Annotated in this window: 15 protein-coding genes, 1 other RNA gene and 1 pseudogene; 11 read left to right on the forward strand and 6 right to left on the reverse strand. The window is 75.5% G+C overall.

Going from position 1 to position 15,266, the window contains the following annotated elements:
* Positions 1-48: 48 nt before the first annotated feature.
* Genes ACIF8T_RS03015 through ACIF8T_RS03025 form a run of 3 tightly spaced genes read left to right on the forward strand, consistent with a single transcriptional unit; the run spans position 49 to position 3,076 of the window.
* On the forward strand, positions 49-936 hold the full coding sequence (locus ACIF8T_RS03015; RefSeq protein WP_400030494.1) for a Nif3-like dinuclear metal center hexameric protein: 888 nt from the start codon (positions 49-51) through the stop codon (positions 934-936).
* The gene (locus ACIF8T_RS03020) at positions 933-1,676 is read left to right on the forward strand and encodes a zinc ribbon domain-containing protein (RefSeq protein WP_400031472.1); all 744 of its coding nucleotides are present in this window, start codon (positions 933-935) and stop codon (positions 1,674-1,676) included. The genes ACIF8T_RS03015 and ACIF8T_RS03020 overlap by 4 nt, the downstream gene beginning before the upstream one ends.
* Before the next feature lie 11 nt (positions 1,677-1,687).
* Entirely contained in the window at positions 1,688-3,076 is a 1,389-nt protein-coding gene (locus tag ACIF8T_RS03025; protein ID WP_400030496.1) for a bifunctional RNase H/acid phosphatase, read from the forward strand.
* Here the strand turns inward: ACIF8T_RS03025 and eda are convergent.
* Positions 3,051-3,698: a bifunctional 4-hydroxy-2-oxoglutarate aldolase/2-dehydro-3-deoxy-phosphogluconate aldolase gene (gene eda, locus ACIF8T_RS03030; protein WP_400030498.1), complete on the reverse strand. Its 648-nt coding sequence runs from the start codon at positions 3,696-3,698 to the stop codon at positions 3,051-3,053. The two genes, ACIF8T_RS03025 and eda, sit on opposite strands and share 26 nt — an antisense overlap.
* Before the next feature lie 73 nt (positions 3,699-3,771).
* Positions 3,772-4,554 carry a peroxide stress protein YaaA gene (gene yaaA, locus ACIF8T_RS03035; RefSeq protein ID WP_400030500.1) on the reverse strand — a complete coding sequence of 261 codons (783 nt, stop codon included), beginning with the start codon at positions 4,552-4,554 and terminating at the stop codon, positions 3,772-3,774.
* A 108-nt stretch (positions 4,555-4,662) separates the two neighbouring features.
* Here yaaA and ACIF8T_RS03040 point away from each other — a divergent pair, with 108 nt between their 5' ends.
* The 4 genes and pseudogenes from ACIF8T_RS03040 to rnpB all read left to right on the forward strand — a co-directional run bounded on the left by ACIF8T_RS03040 (position 4,663) and on the right by rnpB (position 7,417).
* Positions 4,663-5,232 (forward strand): Uma2 family endonuclease, encoded by a 570-nt coding sequence (locus ACIF8T_RS03040; protein ID WP_400030502.1) that lies wholly within the window; start codon positions 4,663-4,665, stop codon positions 5,230-5,232.
* Positions 5,233-5,256: 24 nt separating this feature from the next.
* Complete coding sequence (locus tag ACIF8T_RS03045; RefSeq protein ID WP_400030504.1) at positions 5,257-6,087, forward strand: AraC family ligand binding domain-containing protein; 831 nt, start codon at positions 5,257-5,259, stop codon at positions 6,085-6,087.
* Between the two features lie 52 nt (positions 6,088-6,139).
* Positions 6,140-6,886, forward strand: a pseudogene (locus tag ACIF8T_RS03050) (DMT family transporter); the annotation flags it as partial.
* A gap of 115 nt (positions 6,887-7,001) precedes the next feature.
* An RNA gene (gene rnpB, locus ACIF8T_RS03055) (RNase P RNA component class A) lies at positions 7,002-7,417 on the forward strand.
* Between the two features lie 7 nt (positions 7,418-7,424).
* Here rnpB and ACIF8T_RS03060 read toward each other — a convergent pair.
* A complete protein-coding gene (locus ACIF8T_RS03060) occupies positions 7,425-7,769 on the reverse strand; it encodes a MazG-like family protein (RefSeq protein ID WP_400030505.1) in 345 nt (114 codons plus the stop codon).
* Positions 7,770-7,815: 46 nt separating this feature from the next.
* A complete protein-coding gene (locus ACIF8T_RS03065; RefSeq protein ID WP_400030507.1) occupies positions 7,816-8,361 on the reverse strand; it encodes a DoxX family protein in 546 nt (181 codons plus the stop codon).
* A 159-nt stretch (positions 8,362-8,520) separates the two neighbouring features.
* On the opposite strand from ACIF8T_RS03065, the gene ACIF8T_RS03070 reads away from it, so the two are divergent.
* Both ACIF8T_RS03070 and ACIF8T_RS03075 read left to right on the forward strand, forming a co-directional pair.
* Positions 8,521-8,847, forward strand: coding sequence for a nuclear transport factor 2 family protein (locus ACIF8T_RS03070; protein ID WP_400030509.1), 327 nt, complete (start codon positions 8,521-8,523; stop codon positions 8,845-8,847).
* A gap of 89 nt (positions 8,848-8,936) precedes the next feature.
* Positions 8,937-9,923, forward strand: a complete 987-nt coding sequence (locus ACIF8T_RS03075) for an aldo/keto reductase (protein WP_400030511.1) — start codon at positions 8,937-8,939, stop codon at positions 9,921-9,923.
* 323 nt (positions 9,924-10,246) lie between these two features.
* On the opposite strand, the gene ACIF8T_RS03080 is transcribed toward ACIF8T_RS03075, so the two are convergent.
* Positions 10,247-11,038 carry an SDR family oxidoreductase gene (locus ACIF8T_RS03080; protein WP_400030513.1) on the reverse strand — a complete coding sequence of 264 codons (792 nt, stop codon included), beginning with the start codon at positions 11,036-11,038 and terminating at the stop codon, positions 10,247-10,249.
* Positions 11,039-11,172: 134 nt separating this feature from the next.
* Here ACIF8T_RS03080 and ACIF8T_RS03085 point away from each other — a divergent pair, with 134 nt between their 5' ends.
* A complete protein-coding gene (locus ACIF8T_RS03085; protein ID WP_400030515.1) occupies positions 11,173-12,813 on the forward strand; it encodes an alkaline phosphatase D family protein in 1,641 nt (546 codons plus the stop codon).
* On the opposite strand, the gene ACIF8T_RS03090 is transcribed toward ACIF8T_RS03085, so the two are convergent.
* On the reverse strand, positions 12,800-13,867 hold the full coding sequence (locus ACIF8T_RS03090) for a Gfo/Idh/MocA family protein (RefSeq protein WP_400030517.1): 1,068 nt from the start codon (positions 13,865-13,867) through the stop codon (positions 12,800-12,802). The genes ACIF8T_RS03085 and ACIF8T_RS03090 overlap by 14 nt on opposite strands.
* 86 nt (positions 13,868-13,953) lie before the next feature.
* Here ACIF8T_RS03090 and ACIF8T_RS03095 point away from each other — a divergent pair, with 86 nt between their 5' ends.
* Positions 13,954-15,258, forward strand: a complete 1,305-nt coding sequence (locus tag ACIF8T_RS03095) for a multidrug effflux MFS transporter (protein ID WP_400030519.1) — start codon at positions 13,954-13,956, stop codon at positions 15,256-15,258.
* Positions 15,259-15,266: the final 8 nt, after the last annotated feature.

The raw sequence follows: 15,266 nt of genomic DNA on the forward strand, positions 1-15,266 counted from the left end.
CGGCGACGGCGGTTCAGCGGCCCGGGACCTCCAGGTAGCCTTGCCTCCGTGCCCCGTCTGTCTGAAGTCATCGCCGCGCTGGAGAACCTGTGGCCCGCCGAGCGGGCCGAGTCCTGGGACGCGGTCGGCACCGTCGTGGGCGACCCCGGGCAGCAGGTCTCCCGGGTCCTGTTCGCCGTCGACCCCGTCCAGGAGGTCGTCGACGAGGCGGTGCACCTGGGCGCCGACCTGCTCGTCACCCACCACCCGCTGTACCTGCGGGGGACCACGACCGTCGCGGCGTCCACCTTCAAGGGCCGCGTGGTGCACACCCTGATCAAGAACGACATCGCGCTGCACGTGGCCCACACCAACGCCGACACCGCCGACCCGGGCGTCTCCGACGCGCTGGCCGGCGCCCTGGACGTGCGGGTGGTGGGCCCCCTCGTGCCGGACCCCACCGACCCGGCGGGCCGCCGCGGCCTCGGCCGCGTCTGCGAGCTGGACCACCCGCTGCCGCTGCGCGAGTTCGCGGCCCGCGCCGCCGAGCGGCTGCCCGCCACCGCGCAGGGTATCCGCGTCGCCGGCGACCCCGAGGCCCCGGTGCGCACGGTCGCCGTCAGCGGCGGCTCCGGCGACAGCCTCTTCGACCACGTCCGGGCGGCCGGCGTCGACGCCTTCCTCACCGCGGACCTGCGTCACCACCCGGCCTCCGAAGCCCGCGCCCACAGCCCCCTCGCGCTGCTCGACGCGGCGCACTGGGCCACCGAGTGGCCCTGGTGCGAGCTGGCCGCGAGCCAGCTCGACGAGATCTCCGACCGGCACGGATGGGGCCTTCGCGTCCACGTCTCGACGACGGTCACCGATCCCTGGACCGCCCACGCGGCGTCCGCCCCCACCCTTCCCTCGGGCGCCACGCGCGCCCCGTCCGACCCGACCGCAGGAGCCCCCAACTGAACGCCGCGCCCGCCGACCAGATCCGCCTCCTGGACGTCCAGGACCTCGACGTCCGCCTCCAGCAGCTCGCGCACAAGCGCCGCTCGCTGCCCGAGCACGCCGAGATCGAGTCGCTGACCAAGGACCTCACGCAGCTGCGCGACCTGCTGGTGGCCGCGCAGACCGAGGAGAGCGACTGCGCCCGCGAGCAGACCAAGGCCGAGCAGGACGTGGACCAGGTGCGCCAGCGCGCCGCCCGCGACCAGAAGCGCCTGGACTCCGGCGCGGTCGGCTCGCCCCGCGACCTGGAGAACCTCCAGCGCGAGATCGCCTCCCTCGCCAAGCGCCAGGGCGACCTGGAGGACGTCGTCCTGGAGGTCATGGAGCGCCGGGAGTCCGCGCAGGAGCGGGTCGCCGAGCTCACCGAGCGGGTCGCCTCCGTCCAGGGGAAGATCGACGACGCCACCGGGCGCCGGGACGCCGCGTTCGAGGAGATCGACGCGGAGGCCGCCTCGGTGACCAAGGAGCGCGAGGTCGTCGCCGGCTCCGTCCCCGCCGACCTGCTCAAGCTGTACGAGAAGCTGCGCGAGCAGCAGGGCGGCGTCGGCGCGGCGAAGCTGTACGCCCGCACCTGCCAGGGCTGCCGCCAGGAGCTGGCGATCACCGAGATCAGCGAGATCCGCAAGGCCGCGCCCGACACCGTCGTGCGCTGCGAGAACTGCCGCCGCATCCTGGTGCGCACGGCCGAGTCGGGTCTGTAGGGGCCGTCGCGGTGCGGGAGTTCATCGTCGAGGCGGACGGCGGGTCGCGGGGCAACCCCGGGCCCGCCGGCTACGGGGCCGTGGTGAGCGACGCGGCGACGGGCGAGACGCTGGCGGAGGCGGCCGAGTACCTGGGCGTCGCCACCAACAACGTCGCCGAGTACCGGGGCCTGCTGGCGGGCCTGCGCGCCGCCCACGCGCTGGACCCGTCCGCCGCGGTCCACGTCCGGATGGACTCCAAGCTCGTCGTCGAGCAGATGTCGGGCCGCTGGAAGATCAAGCACCCCGACATGAAGCCGCTCGCGGCCGAGGCGGCCCGGGTGTTCCCGCCCGGGCGGGTGACGTACGAGTGGATCCCGCGGGCGAGCAACAAGCACGCGGACCGGCTGGCCAACGAGGCGATGGACGCGGGCGGCCGGGGCGAGCGGTGGACGCCGTCGGGGCCGACGGCGGACCTCGGCGCGGCCTCGTCCGCGAGGTCGTCCGGATCACGGCTCCCCGGGCCGCCCGGCGACCCGGTCGCGGGAGCGGCCCGCGCCCGGGCGGCGCTGACGGGGGCGCGGAGCACGGCGAGCACGTCCTCCGGCGTGTCCAGCGGCGCGTCCACCGGCAGGGGCGGCGACGCGCCCGGCGCCTGCGGCCCGGCGTCCGGCGAGGGCGGAGGGGCGGCCGACGTGCGGGCCGCCGGGAACCTGGCCACCACCCCTGCCCCCGCCACGACGACCACCCCCGCCACGACGGCCGCCCCCTCCGCCGGCTGGGCTCCGGCGGACCTGGGCCCGCCCGCCACCTTCGTCCTGCTCCGGCACGGGGAGACCCCGCTCACCCCGCAGAAGAGGTTCTCCGGGAGCGGCGGCAGCGATCCCTCCCTCTCGGCCGCCGGCCGGGAGCAGGCCGAGCGGGTCGCCGCCGCGCTGGCCCGGCGGGGCACCGTCCAGGCGGTCGTGGCGTCGCCGCTCGCCCGCACCCGTGAGACCGCCGGCATCGTCGCGGGCCGCCTCGGCCTCGACGTGGGCATCGAGGACGGGCTGCGCGAGACCGACTTCGGCGCCTGGGAGGGCCTCACCTTCGGCGAGGTGCGCGAGCGCCACCCGGACGACCTGGACGCCTGGCTCGCCTCCCCGGAGGCGGTCCCCACCGGCGGGGGCGAGAGCTTCGCCGCGGCGGCGACCCGGATCGCCGCCGCCCGCGACAAGCTGATCGCGGCGTACGCGGGCCGCACGGTCCTGCTGGTCACCCACGTCACCCCGATCAAGACGCTGGTGCGGCTCGCCCTGGGAGCCCCGCCCGAGTCCCTGTTCCGCATGGAGCTGTCGGCGGCGTCCCTGTCGGTGGTGGCGTACTACGCGGACGGCAACGCCAGCGTCCGGCTCCTCAACGACACCTCGCACCTGCGCTGAGCCGCGCCGCCTCACGGGCCAGCCGCTCCACGCGCGCCCAGTCGCGGGCCGCCACCGCGTCCGGCGGGAGCATCCAGCTGCCGCCCACGCAGCCGACGTTCGGCAGGGCCAGGTAGTCGGGCGCCGAGGCCGGGCCGATGCCGCCCGTCGGGCAGAAGCGGGCCTGGGGGAGCGGCCCGGCGAGCGACCGCAGGTAGGCCGTACCGCCCGCCGCCTGCGCCGGGAAGAACTTCATCTCCCGCACGCCGCGCTCCAGCAGCGCCACGACCTCCGTGGTGGTGGACACGCCCGGCAGGAACGGCAGGCCCGATGCCCGCATCGCCTCCAGCAGGGCGTCCGTCCACCCCGGGCTGACCAGGAACCGGGCCCCGGCCGCCACGCAGTCCGCCACCTGGCCCGGCGTGATCACCGTGCCCGCGCCGACCACCGCCCCCGGCACCCCGTCGGCCACCGCCCGGATCGCGTCCGGCGCGGCGGGCGTCCGCAGGGTCACCTCGATCGCGGGCAGCCCTCCGGCGACCAGGGCCCGCGCCAGCGGTACGGCATCGGCGGCGTCCTCGACGACGACGACGGGCACGACGGGCGCGAGGTCCAGCACGGACGAGGGCGGCGGAGAGACCATGTCCTCATCCTGCCCTCGCTCCAACAACATGCGCAAAGGGCGTTGCGCATGTTGCAACGCGCCGCCGGGGTGGTCAGTGCACCTCCGTCACCAGCACGTCCAGCGCCCAGGTCCGGCCCGCCCGGGCGGGTGCCTGGGCCTCCACCTCGTACCCGAGGTCCCGCAGCGCCTCGACCAGCTCGGCGGGGCCCTTCGGCGCGACCCCCGCGGTGAGCAGGCTCCGCACCATCCGGCCCTTCGTCGCCTTGTTGAAGTGGCTGACCACCTTGCGGGTCGGGGCGTGCAGCACCCGCACGGTCGCGGTCCGCCCGGCGAGCTCGCCCTTCGGCTTCCAGGCCGCCGCGTACGCCGCCGACCGCAGGTCCAGGACCAGCCCGTCCCCGGCCGCCTCGGGCAGCACGGACGCCATCGGCGTGCGCCAGTACGCGCCCAGCGCCCCCAGCCCGGGCAGCCTCACCCCCATCGAGCAGCGGTACGACGGGATCCGGTCGGTCACCCGGATCGCCCCCCACAGCCCGGAGAACACCAGCAGCGAGCGGGCGGCGCGCTGCCGGGCGGCGGTGTCGAGGGAGGCCAGCCCCAGGGCGTCGTACAGCACGCCGGTATAGACCTCCCCGGCGGGCCGGGTCCCGGCGGTGCGCAGCCCGGCGTTCTTCGCGACCTCGCCGCGCAGCCCCTCGCTCAGCCCCAGCACCTCGCGCGCCTTCTCCTCGTCGGCGGCGCACAGCTCGACCAACTCGTCGAGCACGGCCGCACGGGCGGCCGCCAGCCCCGGCAACGACAGCGCCCCCGCCTCCAGCGGGGCACCCCGGCCGGAAGCGGCCTTGCCTTCGGACGGTGGCAGCAGGACAAGCACGCGTACTCCTTCGGTCGAACTCCGGACAGGGTACGGCGCCGGCCCGGGAAGCCGGATTCCGCTCCGGCGCGGCCTCCGGCGCGGGCGGCGCCGCCGCCTGACGGCGGTGTGGCCCACGAGCCGCTCACGCAGGAAGAGGTCCTGCTGGAGGGCTTCCTCGCCCTGGACACCCCGGAGGGCTTCCGGGCCGAGCTGATCGAGGGGGAGATCGTCGTGACGCCGCCGCCGGACGGGGAGCACGAGAAGTACATCAGCCGGATCGTCCGGCAAGTGATCAAGAAGGCCCGGACCGACATGGACGTCTCCGGCAACAAGGGCCTGACGCTGAGGAGCGGGGGAGCCTGTCCCCGGGACCACGTGATCCCGGACGCCGCTTTCGCGCCCGTCGAACGTGACCTCTTCGGCGACGCGGGTTCCTGGATGCCCTGCGACGGCGTCGCCGTGGTCCTGGAGGTGACCTCCGCCAAGCCGCGGGCCGGCCGCGGGGCCAAGCGCCGCTGCTACGCCCGAGGCGGCATCCCCCTCTCCCTCCTCGTCGACCGGGAGGCCGCGTCGGTCGCCCTGTTCGGCGAGCCCGAGAAGGACGACTGCCGCCGGCTCACCACCCTCCCCTTCGGCAAGCCCCTCACCCTCCCCGCCCCCTTCGCCTTCGACCTGGACACCGCCGACTTCCTCTGATCCCCTGTCCCGCGGGGGTGCGAGGTGAACACACGGGAGGACGCCCGCTGGACGCGGGCGCGGCTCGGGCGCGGCGGTCCGCCGCTCGACCTGCTCACCGCGCGGTTCGACCGGCACGTCTACGCCCCGCACGCGCACGAGGAGTACACCGTCGGCGTGACGGTCGGCGGACTGGAGGTCATCGAGTACCGCGGGGGCCGCATCCGGTCCGGGCCCGGCGGGATCGTCGTCCTCGACCCCGGCGAGATGCACACCGGCGGCCCCGCCGCCCCCGACGCCGGCTACGCCTACCGCGCCCTGTACGCCGGGCCCGCCCTCCTCGCCGACGGGGTCCTCGGCGGCCTCCCGCACTTCCGCGAGCCCGTCATCGACGACCCGGAGCTGGCCGCCGCGCTGCGCCGCGCCCACACCGACCTCAGCGCCCGTCCGGACCCCCTGGAGGCCGAGTCCCGGCTGCCCTGGCTGCTCACCGCGCTCGCCCGCCGCCACTCCACGGCCCGCGCGGCCGGCGACACCGTGCCCGGCGCCGACCGGATCGCCCGCGCCGTACGCGACCGGCTCGCCGACGAGCTGCTCGACCCGCCCTCCCTCGCCGTCCTCGCCGCCGGCCTCGGCCTGTCCCGCTACCAGCTGCTGCGCGCCTTCCGCACGGCGACGGGCGTGCCGCCGTACGCCTGGCTCGCCCAGCACCGGGTGGCCCGGGCCCGCGGCCTGCTGGAGGGCGGACTGCGGCCCGCCGAGGTCGCCCCGCTCGTCGGCTTCGCCGACCAGGCGCACCTGACGCGCTGGTTCCGCCGGGTGCTCGGGGTGACCCCGGCGGCGTACCGCAACAGCGTTCAAGACAGCGCGCCCTGACCCGGCCGAGACTCGCCGCATGACTGCACGCGGCTGGTTCCTGTTCTCCCTGATGGGAGTGGTCTGGGGCATCCCCTACCTGCTGATCAAGGTGGCGGTGGACGCGCTGTCCCCGTCCATGGTGGTGTTCACGCGCTGCGCGCTCGGCGCGGTGCTGCTGCTGCCGTTCGCCCTGCGGCAGGGCGGCCTGGGCGGGACGGTCCGCGCGCACTGGAAGCCGATGCTGGCCTTCGCCGTCATCGAGATCGTCGGCCCGTGGTGGACGCTGACCGACGCCGAACGCCACCTGTCCAGCTCCACGGCGGGCCTGCTGATCGCCGGCGTGCCCGTCATCGGTGTCCTGCTGGCCCGCTTCTTCGGCGCGGCCGAGGCCCTGGGCGCCCGCCGGATCACGGGTCTCGCGCTGGGCCTCGGCGGCGTCGGCGTCCTCACCGTCCCGCACCTGAGCGGCGGCAACGCCCTCTCCCTGGCGGAGGTCCTGCTGACGGCCGTCGGCTACGCCACGGCACCCCTGATCGCCGGCCGCCACCTCAGGGACGTCCCGACCCTGCACCTCATCACGCCCTGCCTGGCCCTGACCGCCCTGGTCTACGCCCCGGCGGCGATCGCGACCCGCCCGACGGCCCTGCCCGCGACCGAGGTCCTCGCCGCCCTGGCCGCCCTCGGCACCGTCTGCACGGCGATCGCCTTCGTGGCCTTCCTGGAACTGATCAGGGAGGTCGGCCCGACCCGTGCGTCGGTGATCACGTACGTCAACCCGGCGGTCGCGGTGGCGGCGGGGGCCGTCTTCCTGGACGAGCGCCTGACCGGGACCGTGCTGGCCGCCTTCGCCCTGATCCTGGCGGGCTCGGTCCTGGCCACGGCGGCGGCACCGGGGGCGGTGCCGCGCCGGGTACGATGGTCCGCACGGCAGGCGAGCCGGGCGGACGGCCGCGTGGAGTCCCCGTGAGGGGGTTCCCCGAGGAACGTCCGGGCTCCACAGGGCAGGGTGGTGGCCAACAGCCACCCGGGGTGACCCGCGGGACAGTGCCACAGAAAGCAGACCGCCGGGGACCTCGGTCCTCGGTAAGGGTGAAACGGTGGTGTAAGAGACCACCAGTGCCCAGGGTGACCTGGGCAGCTAGGTAAACCCCACCCGGAGCAAGGTCAAGAGGAGACGCCCCCTCGCAAGAGAAGGCGTCTCTGCGCGGACGATCGAGGGCTGCCCGCCCGAGTCCGCGGGTAGACCGCACGAGGCCGGCGGCAACGCCGGTCCTAGATGGATGGCCGTCGCCCGGGGCTCCGCGAGGAACCCCGGGAACAGAACCCGGCGTACAGCCCGACTCGCCTGCCGCCGCTCACCCCTTCAGCTGGCGCTCCGCCACCCGCGCCAGGTGCCGGGCGAACACCTCGCCGGCCTCGGAGGTGAGGGAGCGCAGGGCCACCAGCGCCGTCACGGCCACGTCGCACAGCTCCGACCGGACGTCGTCCCAGGTGTGGGAGAGGCCCTTGCGCGGGTTCTGGCCGGTCGCGCCGATCACCGCCTCGGCGACCTCGCCGACCTCCTCGGACAGCTTCAGGACGCGCAGCAGCACGCCCTCCCTGCCGTCGACCGGGGAGGCGGCCTCCAGGGAGGCCCACAGGGCGTCGACGGTGTCCCAGAGGCCGGCGGGGGGCGTCGCGGGTGTCGGGTGGTCGCTCATGGGCCGAGCCTGCCAGGAGGGTGTGACAGCGGGGCCGTCCGGCCCCCTACTCCTCGAACAACGGGTCCTGCTCGCCCTCCTTCGCCCGCCGCAGCCGCTGGGCGCGCGCCCCGACCACGAGTGCCGTGCCCGCCGCCGTCGCGGCCAGCGCCGCCGGCACCATCCAGCCGCGGTCGAAGCGGTGGCCGAGCACGTGGTCCAGGGAGAGCCGGCCGGGGCCGCTGACCGCGAGGCCGACGGCGGCCAGGCCCAGCGTGGCGGCGTACTCGTAGCCGCCCTCCTGGTTGAAGAAGCCGTTCGGGGTGTGCACCGCGGCCGCGCCCGCCATCGCGCCGGCCGCCGCCGCGCCCGCCGCCGGGGTCGCCAGGCCCAGGGCCAGCAGGGTGCCGCCGCCGGTCTCCGCCAGGCCCGCCGCGGTCGCGCTGGCCCGGCCCGGGGCGTACCCGACGGACTCCATGAACTGCCCGGTGCCCGCGATGCCGTGTCCGCCGAACCAGCCGAACAGCTTCTGCGCGCCGTGCGCCGCGAGGACACCGCCCGTTCCCAGCCGGAGCAGCAGCAGGCCCAGATCACGTCGGTCGTAGCTCGTCACGTCGTCTCCCGGAACGGTCGGCAGGAACACAGCGGGTGCACGGCCCGCGCTCCCCTTCGCGTCTCCACCGTCGCACCGCCGCCCGGGGCGGGCCCGTCCGGGCCGCCGTTCGGGTGGCGCCGGTGGCGGGGCGCGGTGGCCGGTACGAGGCTGACGGGCATGACCATTCAGACCACCCGTCTCAGCGACCCGGCCGTCCGCGCCTTCGTGCGGGCCGTCAACCACCACGACCGCGAGGCGTTCCGGGCGCTGCTCGCCCCCGGCGCGACCATGGCGGACGACGGCACGGACCGCGATCTGGCCGAGTGGACCGACCGGGAGATCTTCACCGTGAACGGCCACCTGGAGGTCGAGCGGGAGTCCGACGGCGGCCGCCGTCTCCTCGCCCGCTACCGCAACGACACCTGGGGCGAGATGCGCACCCGCTGGACCTTCACCGTCGACGAGGACGGCCGGATCGCGCGCTTCGAGACCGGGCAGGCCTGAGACCGGGCAGGCCTGGGACCGGGCAGGCCTGGGACCGGGCGGCCTGGGGTCTTGCCCTCGCGTGCGCTCCAACCCCTAGCGTCCCGGTCATGGAGACCACACGAGTACTCGGACGCAGCGGCATCGAGGTCAGCGCCCTCGGCTTCGGCTGCTGGGCGATCGGCGGCGAGTGGCGGTCCGCCGACGGGCAGCCGCTGGGCTGGGGCAGGGTCGACGACGACGAGTCCGTACGGGCCGTGCGGCGCGCCCTCGACCTGGGCGTCACCTTCTTCGACACCGCCGACGTCTACGGCGCCGGGCACAGCGAGCGCGTGCTGGGCCGGGCGCTGGGCGCACGCCGGGCCGACGTCGTCGTCGCCACCAAGTGGGGCAACGTCTTCGACCCGGACACCCGCACCCTGACCGGGAGCGACGACTCCCCGGCGTACGTCCGCCGGGCGCTGACCGCCTCCCTGCGGCGCCTGGGCACCGACCACGTCGACCTGTACCAGCTCCACCTCGCCGACGCCGACCCCGGGCGGGCCGCCGAACTTCGGGACGTGTGCGAGGAGTTGGTCGCGGAGGGCCTGATCCGCGCCTACGCCTGGAGCACCGACGACCCCGCCCGCGCCGCCGTGTTCGCGAAAGGGCCGCACTGCGCCGCCGTCCAGCACGCCCTCAACGTCCTCCAGGACGCGCCCGAGATGCTGGCGCTGTGCGAGGAGGCGGGCCTGGCCGGCGTCGTGCGCAGCCCGCTGGCCATGGGGCTGCTCACCGGCCGGCGGGTGCCGGGCCGGGCCCTGGAGGCCGGGGACATCCGCAGCAGGCCGCCCGCGTGGCTGCGGGGGTTCGCCGACGGATCGGGGGCCGACCCGCGGTGGTACGCCCGCGTCGAGGCGCTGCGCTCCGTCCTCACCGCCGGCGGCCGGACGCTCGCGCAGGGCGCGCTGGCCTGGCTGTGGGCGCGCGGCCCGCACACCGTGCCCATCCCGGGCTTCCGTTCGGTCGCCCAGGCCGAGGAGAACGCGGGGGCGCTGGAGAAGGGGCCGCTCACCGCCGCGCAGATGGCCGAGGTGGAGCGGATCCTCGGACGGTGATTCCCCGGGCGGTGAGCCGTGGAGGGCGATTCCCCGGGCGGTGAGCCGCGGACGGTGAGTCCGCCGCGGCCGATCCGCACGGACTGTGCGGCAGCCGTTCCACGCACCGGTGCGTACCCCCGCGCCGTGCGCGGGGTCCCGCCCCCTGCCGGTGCGGTGGAACGGCTGCCGCCTCCCCCCGGAATGCGGCCTGCGGAAGCCTTCTGCTCCAACTGTGAAGCTTTGGTGCAGAAGAGTTGAGCACAGGTCCCCGACCGGCCGCAATGGGGCGGATGTTCGAATTCCGGATGCGCGGGCCGGGCGGCGCGGCGGACGGCGCCCGCTCAGCCGCGCCCCACGTACGGCATCGTCGTCGCCAGGACGGTCGCGAACTGCACGTTCGCCTCCAGCGGCAGCTCCGCCATGTGCCGCACGGTGCGCGCCACGTCGGCGACGTCCATGACCGGTTCCGGGGCGACCTCCCCGTTCGCCTGGAGGACGCCCTGCCGCATGCGGGCCGTCATGTCGGTCGCCGCGTTGCCGATGTCGATCTGGCCGACGGCGATCCGGTACGGCCGGCCGTCCAGCGACAGCGACTTGGTCAGGCCCGTCAGCGCGTGCTTGGTCGCGGTGTAGGCCACCGAGTGCGGGCGGGGCGCGTGCGCCGAGACCGAGCCGTTGTTGATGATCCGGCCGCCCCGCGGGTCCTGCTCCTTCATCCGCCGGTACGCCGCCTGCGCGCACAGGAACGCCCCGGTGAGGTTGGTGTCCACCACGTGCCGCCAGGCGTCGTAGGAGAGTTCCTCGACCGGCACGCCGCCCGGCCCGAAGGTCCCGGCGTTGTTGAACAGCAGGTCGACCCGCCCGAAGCGCTCCGCCACGGCCGCGAACAGGGCGTCGACGTCCTCGGGCCGTGACACGTCCGTCCGCACGGCGAGCGAGGTGCCCGCGGGCACCAGGGCCGCCGTCTCCTCCAGCGTCTGCGCGCGGCGGCCCGCCAGCGCCACCGACCAGCCCGCGCGCAGCAGTTCCACCGCGACCGCCCGGCCGATGCCCGAGCCGGCGCCGGTCACCACGGCGATCCCCGGCCGCTCGTCCGGCGAGGGGTCCGGCTTGTCCGTGTGCATGGCGTCCATGGGGCCGCAGCGTACGGGAGGGTCCGCCGTCCGATCCTCATCCGTCCGTCATGTGATTGTTGTGTACCTGCCCATCGGGAGTCGTCCCCGGCCACTCCAATGCCCCCTGCACCCATGCGACAGGGGAGGACCGGATGACACCCGCAGCACACCCGTCCCAGCACGCTCCCGAACTCCGCGCCGCCGCGCGGCACATCGGCCGCCGCCGCTTCCTGACCACCACCGGCGCCGCGGCCGCGCTGGCCTTCGCGGTGAACCTGCCCGCCGCGGGCGCCGCGGCCGCCGCCGAGCTCGACGCCGCCCGGATCGCCGACGACCCGTTCACCCTCGGCGTCGCCTCCGGCGACCCGCTGCCCGGCTCCGTCCTGCTGTGGACCCGGCTCGCCCCCGCCCCCTACCGGCCCGACGGCGGCCTGCCGGCCGAACGCGTCACCGTGCACTGGGAGCTGGCGCACGACGAGCGGTTCCGCCGGATCGCCCGGCGCGGCGCCGCCACCGCGCACCCCGAGTTCCACCACACCGTGCACGTCGAGGTCGACCACCTGCCGGCGGACCGGGTCCTCTACTACCGCTTCCGCGCGGGCCGCTGGACCAGCCCCACCGGCCGCACCCGCACCGCCCCCCTGCCCGGCGCCCGCCCGGCCGGGCTCACCCTCGCCGCCGTCTCCTGCCAGGCGTACCACGACGGCTACTTCACCCCGTACGCCCACCTCGCCGCCGACGACGTCGACATCGTGTTCCACCTCGGCGACTACCTCTACGAGTACGCCGTCGACGCCGCCGGCGGCGCCCGCGCCTACACCGACCGCACGCTGCCGGCCCTCTTCGGCCGCGAGACCGTGACCCTGGAGGACTACCGCCTGCGGTACGCCCTCTACAAGACCGACCCCGACCTGCGGGCCGCGCACGCCGCGCACCCCTTCGTCGTCACCTGGGACGACCACGAGACCGAGAACAACTACGCCGGTGACGCGCCCGAGAACGGCGTCCCGCCGGAGGAGTTCCTGCTGCGCCGCGCCGCCGCCTACCGCGCCTACTGGGAGAACCAGCCCCTGCGCCGCCCCCAGCTCCCCGACGGCCCGGACATGCGGCTCCACCGGCGCCTGCACTGGGGCCGGCTCGCCCAGTTCGACGTCCTCGACACCCGCCAGTACCGCACCGACCAGGCGAACGGCGACGGCTGGAAGACGCCGACGCCCGAGTCCGAGGCCCCGTCGCGGACGCTGCCCGGCTTCACCCAGGAGCGCTGGCTGACCGACGGCTGGCACGGCTCGCGCGCCCTGTGGAACGTGGTCCCGCAGCAGGTCACCTTCGCCCGCCGCAACCACCCCACCCCGGGCAACACCACCCGCTCCATGGACTCCTGGGACGGCTACCCGGCCTCCCGCGAGCGGCTGCTGCGGGGCGCCGAGGCGGCCGGCGTGCGCAACCTGATGGTGCTCACCGGCGACGTCCACGTCTCGTACGCCCTGGACGTCAAGCGCGACTTCGACGACCCGGACTCCCGCACGGTCGGCACCGAGATCGTCACCACGTCGATCTCCAGCGGCAAGGACGGCGCGGCCCGGCCCGCCAACCGGGCGGACTACCTGGCCCGCAACCCCCACATGAAGCACTACGACGGGCAGCGCGGCTACGTGACCGTCGCGCTCGGACAGCGGCTGGCGCGGGCCGACTTCAAGACGGTGCCCTACGTCACCCGGCCCGGGGCGCCGCTCACGACGGCCGCGTCGTTCGTGACGGAGGCGGGGGCGCCGGGGCTTACGCCGGCGTGAGCTCCGCCGAGGGGTCCGTGGGGTCGGTGAAGTCCGTGGCGTCCGCGGGCTCCGCGGCGGCCTCCCCCGGGTAGCGGACGCCGATGCGGTCGCGGATCGCGTCGAGCGTCCGCATCACGGCCAGGGTGCCGTCCAGCGGGACGAGCGGCGACTCGGTCTCCCCGGCGCGCAGGGCGCGCATCACCTCGCGCGCCTCGTGCCGGAAGGAGGCGGCCGGGCCGTCCGCCGGGTCGGCCGTGAACTCCTGCGGGTCACGGCCGGTGCGGTGCAGCACGAAGCGGTCCGGGTGGAAGAAGCCGTGCGGGATCTCGATGCGGCCCCGCGACCCGGTGACCGACGCGACGGTCGGGGTGTCGCCGACGATGGAGCAGTGCACCGAGGCCAGCGCACCGCTCTCCCACGCCAGCACCGCCCCCGTCTGGAGGTCGACGCCCTCCTCGGAGAGCACCGCGCGCGCCGCGACGTCCGCGGGCTCGCCGAGCAGCAACTGCGCGAAGGAGACCGGGTAGACGCCGAGGTCGAGCAGCGCGCCGCCGCCCTGCAGCGGATCCCGCAGCCGGTGCGACGGCGGGAACGGCCCGGAGATCCCGAAGTCGGCCTGCACGGACCGGACTTCGCCGACGGCCCCGTCCCGCACCAGCTCGGCCACGCGCCGGATCACCGGGTTGCAGTACATCCACATGGCCTCCATCAGGAAGCGCCCGTGCTCCCGCGCCAGCGCGACCAGTTCCGCGGCCTCGCGCACGTTCAGGGTGAACGGCTTCTCGCACAGCACGTTCCGCCCCGCCGCCAGGCACAGCCCGGCCGCGGCCCGGTGCGCCGCGTGCGGCGTCGCGACGTACACGACGTCGACGTCCTCGTCCCGCGCCAGGGCGTTCCAGTCGCCGTAGGCCCGCGGGATGCCGAACCGCTCCGCGAAGGCCCGCGCCGACGCCTCGGACCGGGAGGCCACCGCGACGACCTCCGCGTCCGGCAGGTCGAACAGGTCCGCCGTGAAGGCGGCGGCGATCCCCCCGGTCGCGAGGATCCCCCACCGCACGCTGTCCGCCGTCATTGCCGCCCCGCCTTCGCCCTGTGACACCAAGCAGTCGTTACGAGCTGAGAGCATAGGTGGCGATCGGTTCGGAGAGGGAGGAACACATGCCCGACGGAGGGGCGCCCATATCGAACATGCCGCAGGCGACCGCGGCGCAGGCCGGGCCACCCACCCGCACACCGCACCGCACGGGCCTGCTCGTCACCTTCCTCCTCGGCGGCCTGACCGCCACCCCTCCGCTCGCGATGGACATGTACCTGCCCGCGCTGCCGGAGGTCACCCGCGCGCTGGGCGCGCCCGCCGCGACCGTCCAGCTCACCCTCACCGCCTGCCTGGCCGGCATGGCGCTCGGTCAGCTGGTGGTCGGCCCGATGAGCGACCGGTGGGGCCGCCGCCGCCCGCTGCTCGCGGGCCTGGCGGTGTACGTCGTCGCCACGGTGCTGTGCGCGCTCGCGCCCACCGTCGGACTCCTCGTCGCCTTCCGGCTGGCACAGGGCCTCGCGGGCGCGGCCGGCATCGTCATCGCCCGGGCGATCGTGCGCGACCTGTACGACGGCGTGGCCATGGCCCGCTTCTTCTCCACCCTCATGCTGATCTCCGGGGTCGCCCCGGTCGTGGCGCCGCTCATCGGCGGGCAGATCCTGCGCGTGACGGACTGGCGGGGCGTGTTCGTCGTCCTCACGGTGGTCGGCGCGCTGCTGACGGCCCTGGTCTGGGCGAGGCTGCCCGAGACGCTGCCCGCCGCCGAACGGCACGGCGGAGGCGTCGGCGAGGCACTGCGGTCGATGCGCGGCCTGCTCGCCGACCGGGTCTTCACCGGGTACCTGCTCGCGGGCGGGTTCGCCTTCGCCGCGCTGTTCGCCTACATCGCGGCCTCCCCGTTCGTGATCCAGGAGATCCACGGCGCCTCCCCGCAGACGTTCAGCCTGCTGTTCGGCCTGAACTCCGTCGGGCTGGTGGTCGTCGGCCAGATCAACGGCAAGGTGCTCGTCGGCCGGGTCCGCCTCGACCGGGTGCTGGCCGCCGGCCTCCTGGTCGTCGTCGCCGCCGCGACCGCCCTGCTGCTGATGTCCCTGGGCGTCTTCGGCGAGGTCGGGCTCGGGCCGGTCGCCGCCGCGCTGTTCGTGCTGATGTCCGCGATGGGCGTCACCCTGCCCAACACCCAGACCCTCGCCCTGATGCGGGTCAGGCAGGCCGCCGGCTCCGCGTCCGCGCTGCTCGGCACGTCGTCCTTCCTGATCGGCGCCGTCGCCTCCCCGCTCGTCGGGATCGCCGGCGAGGACACCGCCCTGCCGATGGCCGTCGTCCAGCTGGCCTCGGCCCTGCTGGCGCTGGCCTGCTTCGCGGCCCTGTGCCGGCCCCGCGGCGGGCGGGCCGGGGCGGCCACCGGCCCGGGGGAGGAGAGCTGAGCGCCCCC

Source organism: Streptomyces sp. NPDC085946, from assembly GCF_044540485.1.
GTDB lineage: Bacteria > Actinomycetota > Actinomycetes > Streptomycetales > Streptomycetaceae > Streptomyces.

Coding starts and splice junctions, on each gene's coding strand:
- eda (WP_400030498.1), bottom strand. CDS start 3,698: ATGGTCTCTCCGCCGCCCTCGTCCGTGCTGGACCTCGCGCCCGTCGTG.
- ACIF8T_RS03060 (WP_400030505.1), bottom strand. CDS start 7,769: ATGAGCGACCACCCGACACCCGCGACGCCCCCCGCCGGCCTCTGGGAC.
- ACIF8T_RS03070 (WP_400030509.1), top strand. CDS start 8,521: ATGACCATTCAGACCACCCGTCTCAGCGACCCGGCCGTCCGCGCCTTC.
- ACIF8T_RS03075 (WP_400030511.1), top strand. CDS start 8,937: ATGGAGACCACACGAGTACTCGGACGCAGCGGCATCGAGGTCAGCGCC.
- ACIF8T_RS03080 (WP_400030513.1), bottom strand. CDS start 11,038: ATGGACGCCATGCACACGGACAAGCCGGACCCCTCGCCGGACGAGCGG.
- ACIF8T_RS03085 (WP_400030515.1), top strand. CDS start 11,173: ATGACACCCGCAGCACACCCGTCCCAGCACGCTCCCGAACTCCGCGCC.
- ACIF8T_RS03090 (WP_400030517.1), bottom strand. CDS start 13,867: ATGACGGCGGACAGCGTGCGGTGGGGGATCCTCGCGACCGGGGGGATC.
- ACIF8T_RS03095 (WP_400030519.1), top strand. CDS start 13,954: ATGCCCGACGGAGGGGCGCCCATATCGAACATGCCGCAGGCGACCGCG.